Genomic DNA, 13,491 nt, shown 5'->3' with positions numbered 1-13,491 from the left:
AGACACTCACCGTCTTCGGGCTCAGCGACAGCTGCTCGGCAATGTCCGACAGGCGCTTGCCGGAGGCGATCATCGTCAGTGTCTGCATTTCGCGGTCGGAGAGCTTGTCGTGTGCCGCTTCCGGTGCCGGTGTGGTCAGGCTCTCGACCAGCATCTGCGCCATCTCGGCGGTGATGTACTTGCGGCCCTGCGCGACCATGCGCACGGCGGTGACGATCTGCGCCGTGTCGCCGCCCTTGTTGACGTAGCCGTAGGCGCCGCCGCGCAGCGCGCGCAGCGCGTACTGGTCCTCCGGGTACATCGAGACGATCAGCACCCGGATCGGCGAGCCTTCGTCCTTGAGCGCGTGCAGCACGTCCAGCCCGCTGCGGCCGGGCATGTTGATGTCGAGCACCAGCACGTCGCAGGTGGTGGTGCGCAGCAGGGCGCGCAGTTCGCCGTATTCGCCGGCTTCGCCGACGATCTGCATGTCGGGTTGCTCGGCCAGCGTATCGCGGATGCCCCGGCGGATCAGGGCATGGTCGTCACAGAGAATCACGCGGGTCATAGGGCGCCCCAGGTAGAAGGATCATGCGGGCTGCTGGTCAGCGGCAGGTCGATCTCGGCGTCGCCGGGACGGGATGCCACGTCGTTCAGATCGAGAGGCACGGAGAGTATCAGGGTCGTGCCGGTCGGCGAGCTGCTCAGGTCGATCCAGCCGCCCACGGTGTCCGCTCGTTCATGCAAGCCGCGAATTCCGAACGAATGGTCCTTGCCCAGATCGCCGTTGTCCAGTCCGCGGCCGTTGTCGCTGATCTCCAGCGACAGCACGCTGGCCGCCACGGTCAGGTCCACCTGGACGCGGTTGGCCTTGGCGTGCTTGGAGATGTTGGTCAGCGCTTCCTGGGCCGTGCGGTAGGCGACCAGCGGCACGCCCGGCGACAGGCTCAGGTGGTCGTGGCTGGTGCGGAAGGTGGTGCGCATGCCGGTGCGGCGCTCGAAGCGCTGGGTCATCCACTGCAGCGCGGCCACCAGGCCTTGCTCCAGGATGGCGGGGCGCAGGTTGTGCATGATCCGCTGGCTGGCCTCGATGGCGTGGTTGACAGACTCCAGCGCCTGTTGCGCGCGCTCGGCCATCGGGCCATTCGGGGCATGGCGCGCGATCCAGGCCAGGTCGAACTTGACCGCCGTCAGCGAACCTCCCACATCGTCGTGGATTTCCCGGGCGATGGCGGCGCGCTCCATCTCGATGCTGGTCTGCAGGTGCTGCGCCAGCTCCGACAGGCGTTTGCGCGAGCGGGCCAGCTCCTCGTCGGTCCGCTGGCGGGCACGCTGGCCTTCGCAGACATCGACGGCATGCAGCAGGGCCGGCACCAGCCGGTTCAGGTTGCTCTTGAGCAGGTAGTCGGAAGCACCGTTGCGCATCGCCTCGACGGCGGTGTCCTCGCCGATCTCGCCCGAGACGAGGATGAAGGGCAGCAGCGTGTCGCGGTCGCGCAGCAGCTCCAGCGCGATCAGCCCGGAGAAGCCGGGCAGGTTGTAGTCCGACAGCACGGCATCCCAGTTCTGGCCGAGTGCGGCCAGGAAGCTGCCCTCGGTGTCGACCCGGTGCATGGTGGCCTCCACGCCTCCTCGGCGCAGGTGGACCAGGACCAGCTGGTGGTCCATGTCGGAGTCTTCGAGGTGGAGGATGCGCAGGCGGCGCGGTGGAGGCGGGCGGTACATGGGTTCGACTCCTGGAAACTGGACTGGATTTTGAGGCGTGATCCCCGCACCGCCAGGGGCCTGTAGTGAGAAAAATTGATGCAATCGACGCAGACCCTGAAACCGGGGACCGTCTGGACTCTGCCGGAGTAGTGATTCATGCCTTTGATCCTCGCTGTCGATGATTCTGCCTCCATGAGGCAGATGGTTTCCTTCACGCTGAAAAACGCCGGGTACCAGGTGGTGGAGGCTGTCGATGGCGCCGATGCCTGGGACAAGGCCGGGCGTCAGGTGTTCGACCTCGTCCTGACCGACCAGAACATGCCTCGGCTGGATGGCATCTCGCTGACCCGCAAGTTGCGTGACACCTCCCAGTATCAGACGACCCCCATACTCATCCTGACCACCGAGTCCAGCGACGAGATCAAGCAGGCCGGACGTGATGCCGGTGCGACCGGCTGGCTGGTCAAACCCTTCGACTCGATCAAGCTGCTCGAAGTCATTCGAATGGTCATACGCTGAGCACGGCGTTCACACTCAGGCGCACTCCATGACCGATTCCACCAAGGACCACCGAGACTCCTCCGGCGACGGCGGCCTCGATCTGCAACAGTTTCACCAGACCTTTTTCGAAGAGGCGGCGGAAAATCTTCAGCGCATGGAGCAGTTGCTGCTGGCGCTGGACCCTGCTGCGGTCGATGACGAGACGCTCAATGCGATCTTCCGTGTCGCCCATTCGATCAAGGGCGGCGCCGCCACCTTCGGATTCACCGAAGTGGCCGAGCTGTCACACGAGATGGAAACGCTGCTCGACCGGCTGCGACGCCACGAGCTGTCACCGACGCCGCCGATGGTCGACGTCCTGCTGCGAGGCGGTGATGCGCTGTGGGCGCAGCTTTCATTTCGCCAGGGTCAGACGCCCCAGACTCCTGTCATCGACACCCTGGTGGCCGACATCCGGCAACTCGCGCGTCTGACGAGCCAGCAGGGTGCCGTGGCCGCGGCGCCCACGACACAGACACGCAAGCTGGAACCGGGTCAGCGCGAGCTGGAGGTGCGCATCGGGCCGCTGGAGCAGTCCGGCGCCGCCAACAACCTGCACGAGCTGTTCGAGGAGATTCCAGGTCTGGGCGAGATGCGTCCGCTGGACTTCGGCGAGCCGATCGATGGCATGCGCCGCTTCTGCGTGACCACCAGCTGCACCGACTCGGAGCTGCTGGACCTGTTCAGCTTCCACGTCGAGCGCAGGCTGGTGCATCTGAGTGTGCTCGGCCTGGGATATGGCTTCCATGAAGGCAACCCGGGTGCACCCTCGCAGGAAGACGTGAACGCTGCCACTGCCGCGCCGCCTGCGGCCGCCGTCGCCGTGAGCGCGCCTTCGGCACCGGCCGCCGCGCCACGGGCGTCTGGCGGTGGTGCAGGTGCCTCGGTGGACGCGACGACGTTGCGTGTGTCGGTCGACAAGGTCGATCAGCTCATCAATCTGGTGGGCGAGCTGGTGATCACGCAGGCGATGCTGATCCAGAGCAGCCGGGCGCTCGATCCGGTGGCGCACCAGGCGCTGCTGTCGTCGATCAGTCTGGTGGAGCGCAATTCGCGGGATCTGCAGGATGCCGTGATGTCGATCCGCATGATCCCGATGTCAGCGGTCTTCAGTCGCTTCCCCCGGATGCTGCGCGACCTGTCGGGCAAGCTGGGCAAGCAGGTCGAACTGGTCACCATCGGCGAGGCCACCGAGCTGGACAAGGGCCTGGTCGAGAAGATCACCGACCCGCTGACCCACCTGGTGCGCAACTCCTGCGACCACGGCATCGAGTTGCCCCAGGTCCGCACCCAGAGCGGCAAGACCGCACATGGCACGATCACGCTGTCGGCGTGGCACCAGGGTGGCTCGGTCGTGATCGAGGTGCGCGACGACGGCAAGGGGCTGTCGCGCGAGAAGCTGCTGGCCAAGGCGCGCGAGCGCGGTCTGTCGGCACCGGATTCGCTGACCGACACGCAGGTCTGGAACCTGATCTTCGAGCCGGGCTTCTCGACCGCGGAGGTCGTCACCGACGTCTCCGGCCGTGGCGTCGGCATGGACGTGGTGAAGAAGAACATCACCGGACTGGGCGGACGGGTCGAGATCGATTCGGCGCCGGGTTGCGGCATGAGCGTCAAGGTGCGTCTGCCGCTGACGCTGGCCATCATGGACGGCATGAGCGTGGCGGTGCGCGACGAGGTCTACATCCTGCCGATGGGATCGGTGGTCGAGAGCGACCTGATCGGCCCCGACACGATCCGCTCCCTGGGGGCGGGCAGCCGGGTTGCCAAGGTGCGCGAGGACTATCTGCCGGTGGTCGATCTGGCCGAACTGCTCGGCTCGCCCGCGACCGAAGGCCAGTCGGCGCCCGGCATCATGGTCATCGTCGAATCGGAGGGCATGCGGGCGGCGCTGTTGGTCGACGAGCTGGTGGGACAGCAGCAGGTGGTGGTCAAGAACCTGGAAACCCACTTCCGGCGCATTCCGGACGTCTCGGGTGCCACCATCCTGGGCAATGGCAAGGTGGCGCTGATTCTGGACGTGGGCTCTCTGGTCGGCCGGCGCTGAGCCGGGCCGCCGCTCCCGCCGTCCTCAGCTGGCGGCCTGCCGCAGCGTTTCGCTCACCGGGCGGCGGAGCACTTCACGCAGGCTCCACCAGCCCGCGCCCAGCGCCAGCAGGGCGCCCGCCACCGAGCCGAACAGCGGCACCCACAGCGGCGGGTTCCACTGGAAACTGAACACCTCCCGCGCCAGCGCCCAGCCCACGCCGAGCGCCGCCGCCGATGCCAGCGCACCGGCCAGTGCGCCCACCCCCAGCAACTCCGCCCGCTGCACCTGCCGCAGCAGCACGCTGCTGGCGCCCATCGCCCGCAGCAGCGCGAATTCGCGGGCCCGCGCTTCGCGGGTGGCACTCACGGCGGCGAACAGCACCAGCAGCCCCGCACCCAGCGTGAAGCTGAACAGGAACTCCACCGCGCGGATGACCTGGTCCAGTACCCGCTGTACCTGGCCGATCTGGGCGGAGACATCGACATTCGTGATGTTGGGGTAGGCGCGCGCCAGCGCGGCGTCGAAGCCCGGCTTGTCCGGTGCCCGCAGCGCCGCGATGTAGGTCGCGGGGAGGTCCGGCATGGCGCCACGCGGGAACATCACGAAGAAGTTCACCCGCATCGAGCCCCAGTCCACCTTGCGCAGGCTGCTGATGCGGCCGTCGATCGGTGTGCCGGCGATGTCGAAGCGCAGCCGGTCGCCCAGCTGGAGCCCCAGCGTCTTCGCCAGCCCTTCCTCCACGCTCAGGCCATCGGTCTCTTCGGCTTTCCACTGTCCGGCGACGACTGCGTTGTGTCCGGGCAGCGCCGCGCTGTGGCTGAGGTTGAACTCGCGTTCGACCAGCCGCTGCGCGCGCGCATCCGGGTAGCTGGACGGACCCACTTCGCGGCCGTTCACTGCCACCAGCCGGCCGCGGATCATCGGAAACCAGTCGTAGCGGGCCACGCCGGCACTGGCCAGCGATTGCCGGAAGGCGTCGCCCTGCTCGGGCAGGATGTTGATGACAAAGCGGTTGGGCGCATCGGCCGGCGTGGCGGCACGCCAGCTGGAGATCAGGTCGGTGCGCAGCAGCACGAGCAGCATCAGCGCCATCAATCCCAGCGCCAGTGCACTGACCTGCAGCACGGCCAGTGCCGGCCGCGCGCTGAGGCTGCGTGTGGCCAGCGTGAGCCAGCGCGGTGCGCCCACCTCCGGCACCGCCCGACGCAGCGCCTGCACGGCCAGCCACGCCGTGCCGGCGAACACCGCCCATGCCGCGGCGAACCCGCCGACCGCGATGGCGCCGAGCTTCGGGTCCTGCGCCACCACCATCAGCAGCGCGGCGTAGCCCGCCAGTCCGGCCAGCAGCACGACCAGCGATGCGGCCCGGAGATCGCCCAGATCACGTCGGATCACCCGCAGCGGCGGCACCTGCGCGAGCTGCAGCACCGGGGGCAGCCCGAACGCGGCCACCAGCACCATGCCGACCGCCAGCCCGAACACGCCGGGCCAGGCCCCGGGTGCCGGCAGATTCGTCTCGACCAGACCCGCCAGCAGCACGACGAACGCCTGGTGCACCACCAGCCCGATCAGCACGCCCAGCGCACTGGCCGCCACGCCCACCAGTCCCAGCTCCAGTCCGTAGATGGCCGCGATGCGCCGCTGCGGCAGCCCGAGCACGCGCAGCATCGCGCAGGCGTCCAGATGCCGCGCTGCGAACCCCCGTGCCGCGATCCCCACCGCCACTGCGGCCAGCAGCGCCGCCAGCACCGCCACCAGCTGCAGGAACTGCCCTGCGCGGTCCAGCGTCTGGCGCATCTCGGGGCGGGCGTTGTCGATCGACTCGACCCGCGTGCCGCGCAGGTGCTCGCGTTCGACCGTGGCATCCACCCAGGCAACGAAGCCGCGCACGGCGGCCTGTGCCGCCGCGCGCCGCGTGGTGTCGGAGGCCACCACGGCGAGTCGCCAGTTCACCCGGCTCGCGGGCTGGATGAGGCCGGTGGCGGCCAGATCGGCTTCGGCCAGCAGCACGCGGGGTGCGAAGCTCATGAAGCCGGCATCCCGGTCGGGTTCGACCCGCAGCACCTCTGCGATGCGGAGCCGTGCGTCACCCAGCAGCAGGGTGTCGCCGACCTGCACGGCCAGCCCGTCCAGCACGGCCGCATCGACCCAGACGGTGCCGGCCGCGGGGCCTGTGGTCTGTTCGTGCACCGGTCCGGTGGCGCTGGCGCTGACGCCCAGCGTGCCGCGCAGCGGGTAACCGCTGGACACCGCTTTCACGGAGACCAGTTTCGAGGCGCCGCCGCGGTCCTCCGGTGCACGGGCCATGCTCGGGAAGCGCACGTTGCGGGCGGTCTTCAGCCCCATCTCGCGGGCGGTGGTCTCGAAGCTGCCGGGGAGCGGCTGGTCGCTGGCAACCACGGCGTCGCCGCCGAGCAGCGTGAGCGCATCCCGTGCCAACCCTGCCTGCAACCGGTCGGCGAAGAAGCCCACCGCACAGACCGCCGCCACCGCCAGCGCCACCGCGACCAGCATCAGCCGCAGCTCGCCGGCCCGGAAATCGCGCAGGAGCTGCCGCCAGGCCAGGTGCAGTGCGGAGGGTGGGGTGTTCGGGTGGGCGGGCAAGGTGGGCGCGGCGGCGGTGTGCATGCCACCAAGGTACACCACCGGGCGGATCTCGGCCGAACGCTGTGTGCAAAGGCACAGAATGGTGGTGGCAGAAAGCAGCGCTTCAATGAGGTCACCATGCATACACACCCCTTGCCCCCGCTCTACCTGTCGCACGGCTCGCCGATGATCGCCATCGAGACGTCGCCAGCCTCGCAGTTCCTCGACCGCCTCGGCCTGGCCATCGACCGCACCTTCGGGCGGCCGCGGGCGGCCGTGGTGGTGTCACCACACTCGTCGACGCGGCAGCCGATGGTGCTGGCCGGTCCGCGGCATGAGGCGATCCACGACTTCGGCGGCTTCCCGGCGGCGCTGTATGCCCAGCGCTACGACGCCCGTGGCGACGCGCCGCTGGCGCACGAGGTGGCGCGCCGGCTGGGCGAGGCGGGCATCCCGACGCAGGCGGTGGACGCCAGCGGCCTCGACCACGGCATCTGGACGGTGATGAAGCGTGCCTGGCCCGGCGCCGAGGTGCCGATCGTGCCGCTGACGCTGGTACCGACCTGGACACCGGCGCAGCTCTGGGCCGCCGGCCATGCGTTGTCGGCGTTGGTCGAGGACGGTGTGCTCGTCATCGGCAGCGGTGCGATGACGCACAACCTGCGGCGCTTCTTCGGCCCGCGCTCGGTGCCGGATGGCCGGATCGAGCCGGACGTGGTCGCCTTCCAGGACTGGGTACACGCCCGCGGCACAGCGCGCGACTGGCCCGCGCTGCTGGATTACCGCCAGCAGGCGCCCGGCGCCGCGCTGCAGCATCCGACCGACGAGCACTGGCTGCCGTTCTACATCGCCGCTGGCGCGGGAGGCGAGGCGTCGCCGGCCGTGCGCATCCACGACAGCGTCGACGCTGGTGTGCTGGCGATGGACAGCTTCGCCTTCGGCCCGCACGCGGGGGCGCTGGCGGCGGCGCTGGCCTGAGCGGCGTGGCTCAGGCCGGATTGTCGATGTCGATGAACCGGTGCGTGATGCCGAACTGCGCGGCGAGGTAGGCGCCGAGTGCTTGCACACCGTAGCGCTCGGTGGCGTGGTGCCCGCAGGCCATGAACGCGACGCCGGTCTCGCGGGCGATGTGGGCCTGTGGCTCGGAGATCTCGCCGGTCAGGTAGACATCGGCTCCGGCCGCGATGGCCGATTCGAACCAGCCCTGTGCGCCGCCCGTGCACCAGGCCACGCGCTGCACCGTCCGGCCATCGCCGGGCACGACCACCGGTGTGCGGCCGAGCCGCGCGCCGACCCGGGCCGCGAACGTTTCCAGCGCGCAGGCGCCGTCGATCGGCTGACCGATCACGCCGAGCGCCTTGTCGCCGAAGGTGTCTTGCGCGACGAGGCCGAGGTGGGCGCCGAGCTGTGCGTTGTTGCCCAGCGTGGGATGGGCGTCCAGCGGCAGGTGGTAGGCGTACAGGTTGATGTCGTGGCGCAGCAGCGCGGCCAGGCGTTGCTTCATCCAGCCGGTGACGCGTCCGTCCTGTCCGCGCCAGAACAGGCCGTGGTGGACGAGGATGGCGTCTGCGCCAGCGTCGGCCGCCGCCTCGATCAGCGCCAGACTCGCCGTCACCCCGCTGACGAGGCGGCGCACCTCGGCGCGCCCCTCCACCTGCAACCCGTTGGGACCATAATCAGCGAACCGGGCCACCTCCAGACAGTGCTCCAGATGGTCGGCCAACCCGGTTCTGTGTGCCACGTTCTCAGTCATCTTCGATCTCCATGCGCAGGCTCTGGCTCGTATTCTCTCAAGCGGTCACGGTCGCATTGGCCGTGGTCTTCGTGCTGGCCACGCTCAAGCCGCAGTGGATCGGCTCCCCCGCGGGCGGTGCCCCGGTGCAGTTGAACATTGCCCAGGCGCCGACGGCAGCGTCTCCCGGCGTCTCGTCGAGTCCGGGCAGTTTCGCTCCTGCGGCGCGCCGGGCATCGCCGTCCGTCGTCAGCGTGGTCACCAGCGTGGCGGCCGACCCCAAGCACAAGGGCAATCCGGCGGACCCCTGGTTCCATCGCTACTTCGGTGACCAGGACGGCCCGACCAGCGGCACCGGATCGGCCGTGATCGTGTCGCCCGATGGCTATCTGTTGACCAACAACCATGTGGTCGAGAATGCCGGCCAGATCGAGATCGGTCTGGCGGATGGCCGGCGGGTGGCCGCCAAGGTGATCGGCACCGATCCGGACAGCGACCTCGCGGTGCTGAAAGTGGCACTCAAGGACCTCCCTGCCATCACTTTCGGCGACGCCGACAGCCTGCAGGTCGGCGACATCGTGCTGGCCATCGGCAATCCGTTCAATGTGGGCCAGACAGTGACTTCGGGCATCGTCAGCGCTGTCGGCCGCACCGGACTGGGGTTGAACACCTTCGAGAATTTCATCCAGACCGACGCCGCCATCAATCCGGGGAATTCGGGCGGTGCGCTCGTCGATGCCACAGGGCAGCTGCTCGGCATCAACACGGCGATCTACTCGCGCTCGGGCGGCAGCATGGGCATCGGTTTCGCGATCCCTGTGTCCACGGCACGGCAGGTGATGGAAGGCCTGATCACCGAAGGCGTGGTGACCCGCGGCTGGATCGGCGTGCAGCCGAGCGACCTGACCGCGGACATGGCCGAATCCTTCAAGCTCAAGGTCGACCACGGCGTGCTGATCACCGGCGTGCTGCAGGACGGTCCGGCCAGTGCCGCTGGCATGCAGCCGGGCGACGTGGTGCTGAAGGTCGGCAAGGCTGCGGTGGCCAACACGGCGCAGTTGCTCAACGCCGTGGCGGCACTCAAGCCGCTGTCCGCGGCGGTCATCACGGTGCAGCGCGGCGAGCAGACCGTCAGCCTGACAGTCAAGGTGGCGCAACGGCCCAAAGCCAAGATCGCCAGCCGCAAGTCCGCCGAGTGAGCCACAGCCAGCCGGGATCGCCGGCTGACCGGTCGATCAGTCCGCTGACCCGGCCTCTGCTTCAGTGGCCTGCATGTTCTTCAGGACAAACTGCGAGGCGAGGATGCCCACCTCGTAGAGCATGCCCATCGGCAGCAGCAGGGCCACCATCGACACTGCATCCGGTGGTGTGACCAGCCCGGCCGCTGCGGCGGCGGCCACCCAGAAATAACGGCGGAATTCGCGCAGCTGGGCGACGGTGATGACCCCCAGGCGTGTCAGCACCACGACCGCCACCGGTACCTCGAACGCCACGCCGAAGGCGATGAACATGGTGATCACGAAGTCGAGGTAGGCCTCGATGTCCGGGCTCACGGCCACCGATTTCGGTGCCATCGACTGGATGGCAGGAAAGGCCTGACCGAACACGAAGAAGTAGCAGAAGGCCACGCCCATGTAGAACAGGATGGTGCTGCTGGTCACCAGCGGCAGCACCAGCCGGCGCTCATGGCGGTACAGGCCCGGCGCGACGAAGGCCCAGATCTGGTACAGCACCCAGGGCAATGCTGCACCGAAGGCCACCAGCAGCGTCACCTTGATCGGGATCAGGAAGGGAGAGACCACGCCGACGGCGATCATCTTCGATCCTTCGGGCAGTGCCTTGACCAGCGGCAGTGCCAGCAGGTCGTACATCCGCGACGGGCCCGGGAAGACGCACAGCAGCGCGAAGATCGCGCCGATGCCGTAGACGGTCTTGAGCAGGCGGTCGCGCAGCTCGATCAGGTGGCTGACGAAAGGCGCTTCGGTGCCTTCGAGTTCATCGGTCGGAGTGGACATGGATCAGAACGATCGCGTCGAGCGCGCAGGGCGGAATCGTGCCACCCGGGCGGCGCCCGACTGCACATGGCGGCGCACGTTTTCGCTCTTCTTGTACCACTGGGGCACCGCAGAACGCTTGATGCGCCAGTTCTTCTTCGGGGGCTTGTAGGCGGGGGCCGGCGTGCGGTCCCAGTTGTAGGGCTCGTAGGTCGGCGTGTCGCCGTCGACATGCTGGCCCAGGGCGGCATTGACGTCGCGGGTGGCGTCGTCAATGCCGCCAGACACCGATTGGCTCACGTCACGGGCCGCCGTCTCGAACTGTTCGCGGACCTTGGTCAGCTCCTCCAGTTCGATCGAGCGGTTGACCTCGGCCTTGACATCTGCCACGTAGCGCTGTGCCCGGCCGATCAGCGTGCCGGCCATGCGCGCCACGCGGGGCAGCCGCTCCGGGCCGATCACGACCAGCGCAATCCCGGCCACGAGCATGATCTTGGAAATACCGATGTCGAGCATGGGTCAGGCGCCGAGGCGTGTCACGGCGTGGTTCACGACTTGGTCTTTGCTTCGACGTCGATGGTCTGGCTGTCGAGGCGCTTTTCTGCCGTGACCTGGGCGCTCGGGTCGGCGGCGTCGGCCTTGTCGCCTTCCTTCATGCCGTCCTTGAAGCCTTTGACAGCCGAACCGAGGTCCGAACCGATGTTCTTGAGCTTCTTGGTGCCGAAGACCAGCACGATGATGACAAGAAAGATGATCAGATGGGTGGTGGACAGGCCCATGGCGGTGCTCCGGTACTGGTGTGAGGTCAGTCGATGATGTGCGCTGATTTTAGGTCAGCCGTGTTTCCAGGGGCGGGGGCCGCCCATCACATGCAGGTGCAGGTGGTAGACCTCCTGACCGCCATCCGGGCCGGTATTGATCACGATGCGAAATCCGTTGGTGGCCCCCTGCTCGGCAGCGAGTCGAGGAGCCAGCGTCAGCATGCGCCCCAGCAGGGCCTCGTGCTCGACGCCCACGTCGCCCAGACCGGCCACGTGTTGTCTCGGAATGACCAGCAGGTGCACGGGCGCGGCCGGACGGATGTCCTTGAATGCGATCAGTTCGTCGTCTTCATAGACCTTCTGGGCAGGAATGTCGCCCGAAGCGATGCGGCAGAAGAGGCAGTTCGGATCGTGGCTCATGGATCGTACGTGGTTGGAGTTCAGTGCGTTGTGACTCAGAGAATCGGCGAAGGTTGCACGGGCTTGCCGTCATTGAGCTTCAGCCAGCCCTTCACGACCCGGTAGATCGTCCAGACCCAGACCGCGAACAGGATGGGCAGGCCGATCAGCACGAACGAGAGCGCGAAGCCGATGGCGGTCCACAGCATCCCCCACCAGAAGGTGCGGATCTGCCAGTCGAAGTGGTTCTGGTAGAGCGTGCCCTGCACGTCCTCGCGCTTGATGTAGTTGATCACGATACCGACCACGGCCGTCACGCCCCAGAGGAAACTGAGCGCCTGCAGGGCGTACACCAGATGGGTCAGCTTGCGCAGGCGATCGGTGTCCTCGGAGGCTGCGCGGTCGTGGTCGAGCGGTTGAACCTCGTGGCTCATCGGGTACCTCCTGGGTGGCGGGGATGGAACAGTGCAGGCCGGGCCGGCTCAGCCCTTGGGTCGGCTGGCGAATTCGGCCAGACCGGACAGGCCTTCGCGGCGCTCCAGCTCGGCGATCACGTCGGCCGGTGTCAGTCCGAACTGGGTGAGTGCCACGATGCTGTGGAACCACAGGTCAGCGACCTCGTAGACGATCTTCTGCGCATCGCCATCCTTGGCCGCGATCACGACCTCGGTGGCTTCTTCGCCGATCTTCTTGAGGATGGTGTCGGTGCCCTTGTGGAACAGGCGCGCAACATAGCTCTTGTCCGGATCGCCGCCGCGGCGCGAGGCGATGACCTCGGCGAGGCGGGCCAGGCTGTCCTGGGCAGAAAGGGGCGTCGTCATGGCTTGGCGTAGATGGTGTCGGGATCTTTCAGGACCGGATCGACCGGTTGCCACGCGGGTTGTCCATCCGCGCCGGGCAGCAGCCGCTCGTAGAAGCAGGAATGGCGCCCGGTGTGGCAGGCGATGCCAGGCGCGTGGCCGTGCTGCGTCACCTTGAGCAGCACGACATCCTGGTCGCAGTCGATGCGGATTTCGTGCACCTGCTGCACGTGGCCCGACTCCTCGCCCTTGTGCCAGAGGCGCTTGCGCGAGCGGCTCCAGTAGACGGCTTCGCCGCGCTCGGCGGTGAGCGCTAGCGCCTCGCGGTTCATCCACGCGAACATCAGCACGTCGTTCGTGCCAGCTTCCTGCGCGATCACGGGCACCAGGCCCTCGGCAGTCCATGCGATCTTGTCCAACCAGTTCATGCGGGCGAGTGTATCAACCGGCCATGACCGACGCCGGGTGTTCCGTGACAATCTGCCCATGACGCACCTTGACCCTGTTCAACCGCCAGTGACGCTCCCGCTGGTGATCACGCTCGGCGACGCGCTGGGCATCGGCCCGGAAATCACCGTCCGCGCCTTTCTCGATGGCCGCACCGGTCCCGCCGGCCGCACGCTGGTGATCGGCGAGCCCGCGGTGCTGCGCCGTGCGGCGGCGGTGTGGCGCCAGCGGGCCGATGTACCCGAGCTGCCCGTCGCCGTGATCGACACGGTGGCCGATCTGGCCGAGGTGCCGCCCGGTGCACTGCCTGTGCTGCTGCCGAGCTGGCGCTGTCCGGAGCTGGCGCAGGCGCCCTGGGGCACGGTCGATGCCCGCTGCGGCCGGCTTGCAGCCGCCTGCATCCGCGACGCGGTGGCGCTGGCCAGCCGAGGTGAGGTGGCCGCCATCGTCACGGCGCCGATCCACAAGGAGGCGCTGTTCGCCGCGGGCGAGCCGTATCCGGGCCACACCGAGATGC

General features: G+C 68.1%; 16 protein-coding genes. 5 read left to right on the top strand and 11 right to left on the bottom strand.

Annotated features, from left to right (window positions below; all coding sequences use genetic code 11):
* A partial coding sequence (locus AB3X43_RS01885; protein WP_369428198.1) for a response regulator occupies positions 1-547 on the bottom strand: 547 nt, incomplete at its 3' end.
* Positions 544-1,704 (bottom strand): hybrid sensor histidine kinase/response regulator, encoded by a 1,161-nt coding sequence (locus AB3X43_RS01880; protein WP_369428197.1) that lies wholly within the window; start codon positions 1,702-1,704, stop codon positions 544-546. The genes AB3X43_RS01880 and AB3X43_RS01885, both read right to left, overlap by 4 nt.
* 138 nt (positions 1,705-1,842) lie before the next feature.
* Between AB3X43_RS01880 and AB3X43_RS01875 the strand changes: the two genes are divergently transcribed.
* Complete coding sequence (locus tag AB3X43_RS01875; protein WP_369428196.1) at positions 1,843-2,205, top strand: response regulator; 363 nt, start codon at positions 1,843-1,845, stop codon at positions 2,203-2,205.
* 28 nt (positions 2,206-2,233) lie between these two features.
* Positions 2,234-4,273 carry a chemotaxis protein CheA gene (locus tag AB3X43_RS01870; RefSeq protein ID WP_369428195.1) on the top strand — a complete coding sequence of 680 codons (2,040 nt, stop codon included), beginning with the start codon at positions 2,234-2,236 and terminating at the stop codon, positions 4,271-4,273.
* Positions 4,274-4,297: 24 nt separating this feature from the next.
* Here AB3X43_RS01870 and AB3X43_RS01865 read toward each other — a convergent pair whose 3' ends face one another.
* Positions 4,298-6,883 (bottom strand): ABC transporter permease, encoded by a 2,586-nt coding sequence (locus AB3X43_RS01865; RefSeq protein ID WP_369428194.1) that lies wholly within the window; start codon positions 6,881-6,883, stop codon positions 4,298-4,300.
* A 96-nt stretch (positions 6,884-6,979) separates the two neighbouring features.
* On the opposite strand from AB3X43_RS01865, the gene AB3X43_RS01860 reads away from it, so the two are divergent.
* Positions 6,980-7,819, top strand: coding sequence for a DODA-type extradiol aromatic ring-opening family dioxygenase (locus AB3X43_RS01860; protein ID WP_369428193.1), 840 nt, complete (start codon positions 6,980-6,982; stop codon positions 7,817-7,819).
* A 10-nt stretch (positions 7,820-7,829) separates the two neighbouring features.
* Here AB3X43_RS01860 and AB3X43_RS01855 read toward each other — a convergent pair whose 3' ends face one another.
* Positions 7,830-8,594, bottom strand: a complete 765-nt coding sequence (locus AB3X43_RS01855; RefSeq protein WP_369428192.1) for a Nif3-like dinuclear metal center hexameric protein — start codon at positions 8,592-8,594, stop codon at positions 7,830-7,832.
* Between the two features lie 11 nt (positions 8,595-8,605).
* Between AB3X43_RS01855 and AB3X43_RS01850 the strand changes: the two genes are divergently transcribed.
* A complete protein-coding gene (locus AB3X43_RS01850; protein ID WP_369428191.1) occupies positions 8,606-9,772 on the top strand; it encodes a S1C family serine protease in 1,167 nt (388 codons plus the stop codon).
* A gap of 36 nt (positions 9,773-9,808) precedes the next feature.
* Here AB3X43_RS01850 and tatC read toward each other — a convergent pair whose 3' ends face one another.
* From tatC to hisI, 7 genes are read right to left on the bottom strand one after another with little or no spacing between them, the layout of a single operon-like run.
* Positions 9,809-10,588: a twin-arginine translocase subunit TatC gene (gene tatC, locus AB3X43_RS01845; RefSeq protein WP_369428190.1), complete on the bottom strand. Its 780-nt coding sequence runs from the start codon at positions 10,586-10,588 to the stop codon at positions 9,809-9,811.
* Between the two features lie 3 nt (positions 10,589-10,591).
* Positions 10,592-11,083 carry a Sec-independent protein translocase protein TatB gene (tatB, locus tag AB3X43_RS01840; RefSeq protein WP_369428189.1) on the bottom strand — a complete coding sequence of 164 codons (492 nt, stop codon included), beginning with the start codon at positions 11,081-11,083 and terminating at the stop codon, positions 10,592-10,594.
* Between the two features lie 32 nt (positions 11,084-11,115).
* The gene (tatA, locus tag AB3X43_RS01835; RefSeq protein WP_369428188.1) at positions 11,116-11,346 is read right to left on the bottom strand and encodes a Sec-independent protein translocase subunit TatA; all 231 of its coding nucleotides are present in this window, start codon (positions 11,344-11,346) and stop codon (positions 11,116-11,118) included.
* Between the two features lie 54 nt (positions 11,347-11,400).
* Positions 11,401-11,748, bottom strand: coding sequence for a histidine triad nucleotide-binding protein (locus AB3X43_RS01830; RefSeq protein ID WP_369428187.1), 348 nt, complete (start codon positions 11,746-11,748; stop codon positions 11,401-11,403).
* A gap of 35 nt (positions 11,749-11,783) precedes the next feature.
* On the bottom strand, positions 11,784-12,161 hold the full coding sequence (locus AB3X43_RS01825) for a DUF4870 family protein (RefSeq protein WP_369428186.1): 378 nt from the start codon (positions 12,159-12,161) through the stop codon (positions 11,784-11,786).
* 48 nt (positions 12,162-12,209) lie between these two features.
* A complete protein-coding gene (locus AB3X43_RS01820; protein WP_369428185.1) occupies positions 12,210-12,548 on the bottom strand; it encodes a phosphoribosyl-ATP diphosphatase in 339 nt (112 codons plus the stop codon).
* On the bottom strand, positions 12,545-12,955 hold the full coding sequence (hisI, locus tag AB3X43_RS01815; protein ID WP_369428184.1) for a phosphoribosyl-AMP cyclohydrolase: 411 nt from the start codon (positions 12,953-12,955) through the stop codon (positions 12,545-12,547). The genes AB3X43_RS01820 and hisI overlap by 4 nt, the downstream gene beginning before the upstream one ends.
* A 58-nt stretch (positions 12,956-13,013) precedes the next feature.
* On the opposite strand from hisI, the gene AB3X43_RS01810 reads away from it, so the two are divergent.
* The coding region (locus tag AB3X43_RS01810; protein ID WP_369428183.1) for a 4-hydroxythreonine-4-phosphate dehydrogenase PdxA at positions 13,014-13,491 on the top strand (478 nt) is incomplete at its 3' end.

The organism is Sphaerotilus sp. (genome assembly GCF_041083715.1).
Classification (GTDB): domain Bacteria; phylum Pseudomonadota; class Gammaproteobacteria; order Burkholderiales; family Burkholderiaceae_C; genus Sphaerotilus.
This window is presented reverse-complemented; position numbering and strand designations above follow the sequence as displayed.